The 7535-nt window shown below is 74.5% G+C and carries 6 protein-coding genes; all 6 read left to right on the top strand.

All coding sequences use genetic code 11. The annotated features are described in order from the left end of the window. The first annotated feature begins 21 nt into the window (after positions 1-21). The 6 genes from ATM99_RS16205 (at position 22) to ATM99_RS16180 (ending at position 7264) form a co-directional block, all read left to right on the top strand. Positions 22-933, top strand: coding sequence for an ABC transporter ATP-binding protein (locus tag ATM99_RS16205; protein WP_062103878.1), 912 nt, complete (start codon positions 22-24; stop codon positions 931-933). After that, entirely contained in the window at positions 930-1688 is a 759-nt protein-coding gene (locus ATM99_RS16200) for a hypothetical protein (RefSeq protein WP_062103877.1), read from the top strand. The genes ATM99_RS16205 and ATM99_RS16200 overlap by 4 nt, the downstream gene beginning before the upstream one ends. A 25-nt stretch (positions 1689-1713) precedes the next feature. After that, the gene (locus ATM99_RS16195; RefSeq protein ID WP_062103876.1) at positions 1714-2448 is read left to right on the top strand and encodes a hypothetical protein; all 735 of its coding nucleotides are present in this window, start codon (positions 1714-1716) and stop codon (positions 2446-2448) included. 125 nt (positions 2449-2573) lie between these two features. Further along, positions 2574-3554, top strand: coding sequence for an ABC transporter ATP-binding protein (locus ATM99_RS16190; protein ID WP_062103875.1), 981 nt, complete (start codon positions 2574-2576; stop codon positions 3552-3554). A 1-nt stretch (position 3555) separates the two neighbouring features. Continuing rightward, complete coding sequence (locus ATM99_RS16185) at positions 3556-4428, top strand: ABC transporter permease (RefSeq protein ID WP_082659939.1); 873 nt, start codon at positions 3556-3558, stop codon at positions 4426-4428. A 307-nt stretch (positions 4429-4735) separates the two neighbouring features. After that, positions 4736-7264: a glycoside hydrolase family 48 protein gene (locus tag ATM99_RS16180; RefSeq protein WP_062103874.1), complete on the top strand. Its 2529-nt coding sequence runs from the start codon at positions 4736-4738 to the stop codon at positions 7262-7264. Positions 7265-7535: the final 271 nt, after the last annotated feature.

Raw genomic sequence — 7535 nt, 5'->3', positions numbered from 1 at the left:
CGCACCCGAGGAGGGCGCCCGATGACCGCGACCACCGCCGGCTGGGGCGTCGAGCTGCAGGGCGTCACGCAGCGCTTCGGCGACGTCGTCGCGCTCGACGACGTCAGCCTGACCGTCCGCCCCGGCACCATCACCGGTCTGCTGGGCCGCAACGGCTCGGGCAAGTCCACGTTCGGCTCGCTGCTGGCCGCGTTCCGCCGCCCCACGGCGGGGCGCGTGCTCGTCGACGGCGAGGAGCCGTGGGAGAACGAGCGCGTCGTGCCCGGCGTGTGCTTCGTGCGGGAGTCCGGCGACGTGCTGGACGACTACCCGATCAAGGAGAACCTCGCGTACGTCTCCGGCGCGCGCCCGACGTTCTCGCACGATCTCGCGGGCGAGCTCCTCGACCTGTTCGAGCTCGACGTCAAGCGCAAGCCGGGCAAGCTCTCGCGCGGCAAGAAGTCCGCGTTCGGGATCGTCCTGGGCCTCGCGTCGCGCGCGCCGCTGACCGTGCTCGACGAGGTGCACCTCGGCCTCGACGCGCCCAGCCGCTACGCGTTCTACGACGCGCTGCTCGCCGACTACGCGGCGCACCCGCGCACGATCGTGCTGTCGAGCCATCTCATCGGCGAGATCGAGCGGCTCCTCGAGGACGTCGTCGTGCTCGACCGTGGGCGCGTGCTCGTCGCGCAGGACGCCGAGACGCTGCGCGCCGAGGGCGTGTCCGTCACCGGCCCCGCCGCCGCGGTCGAGGCGTTCGTCGCCGGGCGCGAGGTCCTCGCGACCCAGCGGCTCGGCGGCACCACCCAGGCCACCGTGCGCGGCGGCGTCGCGGAGGGCGACGTGCGCCGCGCACGGCAGGACGGGCTCGAGCTCGGCCCCGTGCCGCTGCAGGACCTGTTCGTGCACCTGACCGACCCGCAGCGGTCCGCCGGCACCGGCGGTTCCCGATGACCGCGACGACCGCCCCCGCCGTGGCGACCCGGACGCTGGTTCGCCCGTCCCCGAGCCTGCACGTCGCGCGCCGCCAGGGCGTCGCCGCGCTGCGGCTCGCCGCGTGGTTCTGGCCCATCGCGCTCCTCGCGCTCGCCGCCGTGACGATCACGGCATGGGTGGTCGAGGGGCGGGTCGACGTGTCGATCGCCGTGCACGGCCGGCAGGCGCTCGTCTGGTTCCTGTTCTCGCAGGCCATCCAGGTCGCCGTGACGTACCCGCGCGTCCACGTCGCGGCGGGCATGACCCGGCGCAGCCTCGTGCGCGGCACCCTGCTGGCGTCGGGTGCCACCGGCCTCGCGTACGCGCTGGTGCTCACCGGCGTCGTGCTGGTCGAGCGGTGGCTGCACGGCCTCGCGGGCTGGGGCTCCGCCCTCCGCGAGGTGCAGCTCGCCGGCGAGCGCGCCCCGCTGTGGGCGCTGCCGATCGACACCGTCGTCCTCACGCTGCTCGCGATCACCACGGGCCTGCTCGTCGGCATCACCTACCAGCGGTGGGGCGCGTGGGCCACGCTCACGCTGCCGCTGACCGTCGGGCCGCTGCTCGTGCTGCTGTTCCTCGGCGTCGCGCCGACGGGCGACGTGCCCGGGCTCGGGGAGGTCGCGCCGCGTGCGCTGGTCGGCCTGGCCGGGGGCGTCGGCGTCGTCGTGGTGCTCGCCGTCGCCACCGCGTACGCCGTGATCGCGCGGCGGCTGCCCCTGTCCGCGCAGGCCTGACGGCGACGAGCCCGGGAGACCCACGATGACCACCACCACCCCTGCCCGGCTCCGCGGCCCGGTGCTGCACGCGGCCGCGCGGATGGCACGGCTCAACCTCCGGCTGTTCGTGTGGTTCTGGGTGCTCGTCGTGACGGCAGTCGTGGTCGGCACCGTCGTGCTCGCGCGCGTCGACGGCGAGGTGGGCACCGCGGTGTCGCTGTACACCCGGCAGGGCGTCGTGTGGTTCCCGTTCTCGCTCGCGGTGCTCGTCGTCGCCGCGCAGCTGCGGGTGCACGTCGCCGCCGGGCGGACCCGACGCACCTTCGTGCGCGCGTCGCTGACGGTCGCGGTCGGCACGGGCGTCGCGTACGCGGTGGCGCTGCAGCTGCTGGTGCTCGCCGAGCGCGCCGTGCACGACGCCGCCGGGTGGGGCTGGCGGATCGCGGACCCGATGCTCGCCGACGAGCGCTCGCCGGCCGGCGTGCTGCTCGCCGAGCTCGTCCTGTTCGTCGTCGCCGCGAACGTGTCGGGCCTGCTGGTCGGCGTCGTGTACCAGCGGGCGCCCGGCTGGTGGGGGACGCTCGCGCTGCCGCTCACGGTCGGCCCGCTGCTGGGCGTGGCGCTGCTGCTCGAGGGCGTTGGCGGCGCGCCGCACGTCGCCCGCACGTGGTCGGCGGCCGCGCTGCCGCTGCTCGGCGGGGTCGCGCTCGTCGCCCTCATGGCCGCGGCGTACGCCGCCGTCGTCCGGACCGTCGCGATCCGCCCGCCCGCCGCCTGACCGACACCTCCCTCAGCACGCCGTCACCACGGGCCCGCACCCCGGGCCCGCGGCACCGCGCACCCGCCGCCCGGGCCCGCACCCGTCCGCACCCTCGTACCCCCGCACGTCGAGAAGGAGGCACCATGACCACCGCACCGGTCGTCCGGGCCGAGCGCCTGCGCAAGGCCTACGGCAGCACGCTCGCCGTCCAGGACGTCTCGCTGACCGTCGAGCGCGGCGAGATCTACGGCGTGCTCGGCCGCAACGGCGCCGGCAAGACGACGACGGTCGAGATGATCGCCGGGCTGCGCCGGCCCGACGGCGGCACGGTCGAGGTGCTCGGGCTCGACCCGACGCGCGACGCCGCGGCGCTGCACGAGCAGGTCGGCCTGCAGCTGCAGGAGTCCGCGCTGCCGGACCGGCTGCGCGTCGCCGAGGCGCTCGACCTGTACGCGTCCTTCTACGCCGACCCCGCCGACCCGGCCGACCTGCTCGACCTGCTCGGCCTGGCCGCCAAGCGCGACACCGCGTTCAAGGACCTGTCGGGCGGGCAGAAGCAGCGGCTGTCGGTCGCGCTCGCGCTCGTCGGTCGCCCGCAGCTGGCGATCCTCGACGAGCTCACGACCGGGCTCGACCCGCACGCGCGCCGCGAGACGTGGGCCGTGGTCGAGGCGATCCGCGACGCGGGCGTCACGATCGTGCTGGTCACGCACCTCATGGAGGAGGCCGAGCGGCTCTGCGACCGGATCGCGCTCATCGCGTCCGGTCGCGTCGCGGCGGTCGGCACCCCTGCCGAGATCGTGCGGCGTGCGCACGGCGAGCAGGTGCTGCACGTGCGCCCCGCGGCCCCCGTGCCGGACGCCGCGCTGCTCGCGGCGCTCGCGGACGTGCCCGACGTGCGCGACGCGCGGGTGGCCGACGGCGCGCTCGTCGTGCGCGGCGGCGGCGCGCTCGTGCAGGACGCGCTCGTCGCGCTCGCGCGCGCGGGGGTGCGCACCACCGACGTCCGTCTCGAGCGCGCGTCGCTCGAGGACGCGTTCGTCTCCCTCACGGGTGCGGACGCCGACCCGTCCGCGTCGACCGACGCCGACCCCCGACCCGCCACGACCGCTGCGGAGGTGTGACATGAGCCCCACGACCCCTGTCCCGGCGGGTGCGCCCGTCCCCCCGCGCGCCCCTGTCCCCGCGCGTGGGCGCGGCGCGCTCGCACCGGCCCCGCACGACGCGCGCCGGCGCGCGGCCGGCGGCGGTGCGCTGGCCCGCATGACCCTCGTCGAGGCCCGGCTGTTCCTGCGGGACCCGTCGGTGCTGTTCTTCGCGCTGCTGTTCCCCGCGCTGCTGCTGACGGTGCTGGGCCTCGTGATGCCGTGGGCCGACCAGCCGTACGACGACGACCCCGCGCTCGCGGGGATCTCGGCGATCACCGGGTACACGCCCACGGTCCTCAGCCTCGCCGTGGGGACGGTCGCGCTCTCGACGTTCCCCGCGGTCGTCGCGACCTACCGGCAGCGCGGCGTGCTGCGGCGGCTCTCGACGACCCCGGTCGGCCCGGCGCGGCTGCTCGTCGCGCAGGTCGCGGTCAACCTCGCGACGCTCGTCGTCGCCGCGCTGCTGGCCGTCGGCGCGGGCGTCGTCGTGCTGGGCATCGCGTCGCCCGTGCACGTCGGGACGGTCCTGCTCGCGTTCCTGCTGGCCGTGCTGTCGACGTTCGCGCTCGGGTCGCTGGTCGCGGCGCTCGCCCCGACGGCCGCCGCGGCCAACGGCTGGGGCATGACCCTGTACTTCGTCTCGCTGTTCTTCGCGGGAGTGTGGCTGCCGCTGCCGCTCATGCCCGAGGTCGTGCAGACGGTCGCGCGGTGGACGCCGCTGGGCGCCGCGACGCAGGCGATGACGGCGGCGTGGGTCGGGCAGCCGTTCCCGGGCACCCACCTGCTGGTGATGGCCGTCTGGGCGGTGCTCGGGCTTCCGGTCGCGGTGCGCCTGTTCCGCTGGACCTGACGCGGTCGCGAGGCCGCCGCGCGGTGCCGCCCGGCCGGGCCGGGCGGCACCGGCGTGCGGTCGACCACGGGCGGTCTGGTCACGCTCCCACGAACCGCTGTCCCTAAGCGTTTCGCGGCCTGGACGCCCCCTGTGCGTCCGCCCAGAGTGAGCGCGTCCAGACCGCGCGCCCGGGGGCGCGACGTGCGCGTCGCCCCGTCGAGCGGTCCGTTCCTTCGTGCAGGACCGCCGGCGGCACCGAGGCCGCCGGCCGGTTCCACGCCGGCACCGAGGCCGCGCGTGGTCGACGCCAGGAAAGGTACGGAAGATGACCTCACCCACCCGACGGCGCGCCGTCAGAGCGGCCTGGGCCGTCCTGACGAGCGTGACGCTCGTGGCCGCGGGCGGCGCCCAGGCCGCGTCCGCGCTGTCCGGAGGCGGTCCGGCCCCGGCCGCCGCCACCGTCAGCGACGAGTACAAGCAGCGGTTCCTCGAGCAGTACGAGAAGATCAAGGACCCGGCCAACGGGTACTTCAGCGCGCAGGGCATCCCGTACCACGCGGTCGAGACGCTCATGGTCGAGGCGCCCGACTACGGGCACGAGACGACGTCCGAGACGTACTCCTACTGGATCTGGCTCGAGGCCCTCTACGGGCAGGCCACCGGCGAGTGGGCACCGCTCAACGCCGCGTGGAAGAACCTCGAGACGTACATGATCCCGCAGAAGGAGGACCAGCCGACCAACGCGTCGTACGACGCGAGCAAGCCGGCCACGTACGCCGCCGAGTACAACCACCCGAGCAACTACCCGTCGCAGCTCAGCAGCGGCGTCTCGGTCGGCCGCGACCCGCTCGCCGCCGAGCTGCGCTCGACGTACAACTCGCCGGACATCTACCAGATGCACTGGCTGGGCGACGTCGACAACGTCTACGGCTTCGGCGCCGCACCCGGCCCCGGCTGCCAGCTCGGCCCGTCGCACCAGGGCATGTCGCTCATCAACACGTTCCAGCGCGGCCCGCAGGAGTCGGTGTGGGAGACGATCCCGCAGCCCACGTGCGACGACTTCACGTCGGGCGGGCGCAACGGGTTCCTCGACATCTTCACGGGTGACGCGTCGTACGCGAAGCAGTGGAAGTACACGTCGGCGTCCGACGCCGACGCGCGCGCCATCGAGGCCGTGTACTGGGCCAACAAGTGGGCCACCGAGCAGGGCAAGCAGGCGCAGGTCGCCGAGACCGTCGCCAAGGCCGCCAAGATGGGCGACTACCTGCGGTACACGCTGTTCGACAAGTACTTCAAGCAGATCGGCTGCACGTCGCCGTCCTGCCCGGCCGGCAGCAACCGCGAGTCCGCGCACTACCTGCTGTCCTGGTACATGGCGTGGGGCGGTGCGCTCGACACGTCGTCGCCGTGGTCGTGGCGCATCAGCTCGTCGCACGCGCACTTCGGGTACCAGAACCCGTTCGCCGCGTGGGCCCTGGCCAACGACCCGGCGCTGACGCCGAAGTCACCGACCGCCAAGGCCGACTGGACCAAGGCGCTCGAGCGGCAGCTCGAGTTCTACACGTGGCTGCAGTCCAGCAACGGCCCGATCGCCGGTGGCGCCACCAACAGCTGGGACGGCGCCTACGCGCAGCCCCCGGCCGGTACGCCGACGTTCTACGGCATGGCGTACACCGAGGCACCCGTCTACGCCGACCCGCCGTCGAACCAGTGGTTCGGCATGCAGGCGTGGGGCGTGCAGCGCATCGCCGAGCTCTACTACGAGACCGGCAACGCCAAGGCCAAGAAGGTCCTCGACAAGTGGGCCGACTGGGTCGTCGACCACGTCGAGACCGACGGCGCGAACTGGTCGGTCCCGTCCGAGCTGACGTGGTCCGGCAAGCCCGACACCTGGAACCCGACGAACCCGGGCTCCAACGCCGGCCTCACGGTGACCCTCAAGAGCTCGGGCCAGGACGTCGGCGTCGCCGGTGACACCGCGCGTGCCCTGCTGTTCTACGCCGCCCGCTCGGGCGACACCGCGGCGCGCGACACCGCCAAGGACCTGCTCGACGCGATCTGGGAGCACAACCAGGACGGCCTGGGCGTCACCTCGGTCGAGACGCGTGGCGACTACCAGCGGTTCGACGACGTCTACACCGCGGGCGGCAACGGGGTCTACGTGCCCAACGGCTGGTCGGGCACCATGCCCAACGGCGACCAGATCAAGCCGGGCGTCTCGTTCCTCGACATCCGGTCGTTCTACAAGCAGGACCCGCAGTGGTCGAAGGTCCAGACGGCGCTGAGCACGGGTGTCGACCCGCAGTTCACGTACCACCGCTTCTGGGCCCAGACCGCCATCGCGGGTGCGCTGTCGGACTACCACCGCCTGTTCGAGAGCGACGGCACGACGCCCACGCCGACGCCGACGCCGACGGTCACGCCGACCCCGACGCCGACGCCCACCGTGACGCCGACGCCGACGCCGACCGTGACGCCGACGCCCACCCCGACGCCCACGGTCACGCCCACCCCGACGCCGACCCCGACGTCGACCGGTGCGTGCACCGTGAGGTACACGGCCAGCAGCTGGAACTCCGGCTTCACGGCCTCGGTGCGTGTGACCAACAACGGCACCACCGCGCTGAACGGGTGGAACCTGCGGTTCACGTTCGCCAACGGGCAGACCGTCCAGCAGGGCTGGAGCGCGACCTGGTCGCAGTCCGGCACGAGCGTGACGGCCACCAACGCCGCGTGGAACGGCACGCTCGCACCGGGCGCGTCGGTGGACATCGGCTTCAACGGCTCCCACTCGGGGACCAACACGGCGCCGACGTCCTTCACGCTGAACGGCGCGACCTGCGCCGTCGGCTGACGCACCCGTCGGCCCTGCGCCGACGGACCTGACCGTGACCCCATGCACGGCAGGGGAGGGGCCGGTCCCGGGCGACGCCCGGGGCCGGCCCCTCGGGCGTGCGGGCACCGGGCCGCCCGGCCCGCCCGGGTGCCCGGAGTCCCGGGCGCCCGAGCAGCGCGGGGGTGGGGGCAGCCCTACCCCCGCTCCGTGGGCGAGCACGGGCGCGGCCGCGCGCCGCCGCGCCCTAGGTTCGTGGTCATGACCACCGGCCCCGTCACCGCCCCGCCCC

The organism is Cellulomonas sp. B6, from assembly GCF_001462455.1.
Classification (GTDB): Bacteria; Actinomycetota; Actinomycetes; order Actinomycetales; family Cellulomonadaceae; genus Cellulomonas.
This window is presented reverse-complemented; position numbering and strand designations above follow the sequence as displayed.

Coding starts and splice junctions, on each gene's coding strand:
- ATM99_RS16205 (WP_062103878.1), top strand. CDS start 22: ATGACCGCGACCACCGCCGGCTGGGGCGTCGAGCTGCAGGGCGTCACG.
- ATM99_RS16200 (WP_062103877.1), top strand. CDS start 930: ATGACCGCGACGACCGCCCCCGCCGTGGCGACCCGGACGCTGGTTCGC.
- ATM99_RS16195 (WP_062103876.1), top strand. CDS start 1,714: ATGACCACCACCACCCCTGCCCGGCTCCGCGGCCCGGTGCTGCACGCG.
- ATM99_RS16190 (WP_062103875.1), top strand. CDS start 2,574: ATGACCACCGCACCGGTCGTCCGGGCCGAGCGCCTGCGCAAGGCCTAC.
- ATM99_RS16185 (WP_082659939.1), top strand. CDS start 3,556: ATGAGCCCCACGACCCCTGTCCCGGCGGGTGCGCCCGTCCCCCCGCGC.
- ATM99_RS16180 (WP_062103874.1), top strand. CDS start 4,736: ATGACCTCACCCACCCGACGGCGCGCCGTCAGAGCGGCCTGGGCCGTC.